The organism is Pseudoalteromonas sp. SR45-5 (assembly GCF_014163565.1).
Lineage (GTDB): Bacteria > Pseudomonadota > Gammaproteobacteria > Enterobacterales > Alteromonadaceae > Pseudoalteromonas > Pseudoalteromonas distincta.
This window is the reverse complement of record NZ_JACJDN010000799.1, coordinates 1-1,529: the sequence shown is the minus strand read 5'-3', so window position 1 is coordinate 1,529 and position 1,529 is coordinate 1. Positions and strand designations below refer to the sequence as shown.

Sequence of the window (1,529 nt, the reverse complement as noted above, 5' to 3'; positions counted from 1 at the left end):
CGGTCATAAGGGATACAATATCCAACAAACCCTTGTGAAGGCGCGTGCGGGTAAAGAAATGATGTCGCGCCGTACTGGCTTAAAGTATGTAACATACGAGGCTAAGCTTGCTAAGCAAAAAGCTAAATTATTTCCTCAGTATGCTGTAAAATCGTATTTTTATTTTATAGTGCGCTCATTACCTAGATTACTCCCGCAAAAATTGCTTTACCTAGTCTATCTTTTGTCTCGAAAAATAAAGTAGTGATTAATGTTATTAAAAATAGAGAGTTAATATGAAAGTAGCAGTTACAGGTGCAACTGGTTTTATAGGTAAAGAGTTACTTATAGGCTGCCCTAATGACATTGAAGTATTAGCACTAACAAGAAAAAGCATAAAATCAAATAAGTACATTAAATATGATGACTTGTTTGATGTTAAGGCTGAGCACTTAGTTGGATGTGAGTCATTCATACATTTAGCTGGTGTAGCCCATAAAGCCGTTACAGATTCTGAAACGTACACACTATATAATACTAAATTAGTGACGCATTTAGCTAACGAAGCATCTAAGGCTAATATTAAGCGGTTTATATTTATTAGCACTATAGGTGTAAATGGTTTGAATTCTCGCGAAGAGCCTTTTAAACCTACAGATATTGCAAACCCGCATAACGATTATGCAAGGTCAAAATATAACGCTGAGCAAGAGCTACAGGCTATCTCTAAAGATACTGGTCTAGAAGTTGTTATAATTCGACCTGTCTTAGTATATGGAAAAGAAGCGCCTGGTAGCTTTAGCTTGTTGTTAAAAATGATTAATAAATTTGGTATATTACCTTTCGGCTTAGTTAAAAATAAACGAAGCTTTATTTCAGTGCAAAACTTAGCCGATTTTATTTTTTTGTGCTTAAAGCACGAAAAAGCTGCAGGACAAATATTTTTAGCATCAGATGGTCAAGTTGTGTCTACTAAGGAGTTTTCGACTTCAATTGCAAATGGTATTCATAAAACTCTTTTGCATCTTCCTGTCCCTGTGTTTTTAATGAGATTTGCTATTAATTTATTAGGCAAAACAACATTAAGTAAGCAATTATTTGATGATTTAGAAGTAGATTCGAGCAATATGTTTCAATTATTAAATTGGACACCGCCCTACACAATAAATGCAGCTATGCCCCTGCTAAACAGAGATATACATGATTAGAACACTCGACTTTATTTTTGCATTGTTTGGTTTAGTTATAGCAATGCCATTTTTAATAATTTTATACATAATCGGTTTATTTGATACCGGCTCCCCAATTTTTATGCAAGAGCGAGTAGGGAGGCACAAAAAGCCTTTTACTCTAATTAAGTTTAGAACAATGAAAGTAGACACTGCATCTGTTGCAAGCCACTTAGCAAGCACAGCTTCAATTACAGCGTTTGGTAGCTTTTTACGTAAAACAAAACTGGATGAACTACCACAGTTGTGGAATGTTTTAAAAGGCGAGATGAGCTTAGTTGGTCCACGCCCTGGTTTGTTTAATCAAAGCGAATTAACAAA

3 protein-coding genes are annotated in these 1,529 nt (G+C 34.9%); all 3 read left to right on the top strand.

From position 1 onward, the window contains the following. A partial coding sequence (locus H5072_RS20935) for a hypothetical protein (protein WP_220488716.1) occupies positions 1–244 on the top strand: 244 nt, incomplete at its 5' end. Positions 245–275: 31 nt separating this feature from the next. Beyond that, on the top strand, positions 276–1,187 hold the full coding sequence (locus H5072_RS19155) for an NAD-dependent epimerase/dehydratase family protein (RefSeq protein ID WP_182694473.1): 912 nt from the start codon (positions 276–278) through the stop codon (positions 1,185–1,187). After that, a partial coding sequence (locus H5072_RS19150; protein ID WP_182694472.1) for a sugar transferase occupies positions 1,180–1,529 on the top strand: 350 nt, incomplete at its 3' end. The genes H5072_RS19155 and H5072_RS19150, both read left to right, overlap by 8 nt.

Coding starts and splice junctions, on each gene's coding strand:
- H5072_RS19155 (WP_182694473.1), top strand. CDS start 276: ATGAAAGTAGCAGTTACAGGTGCAACTGGTTTTATAGGTAAAGAGTTA.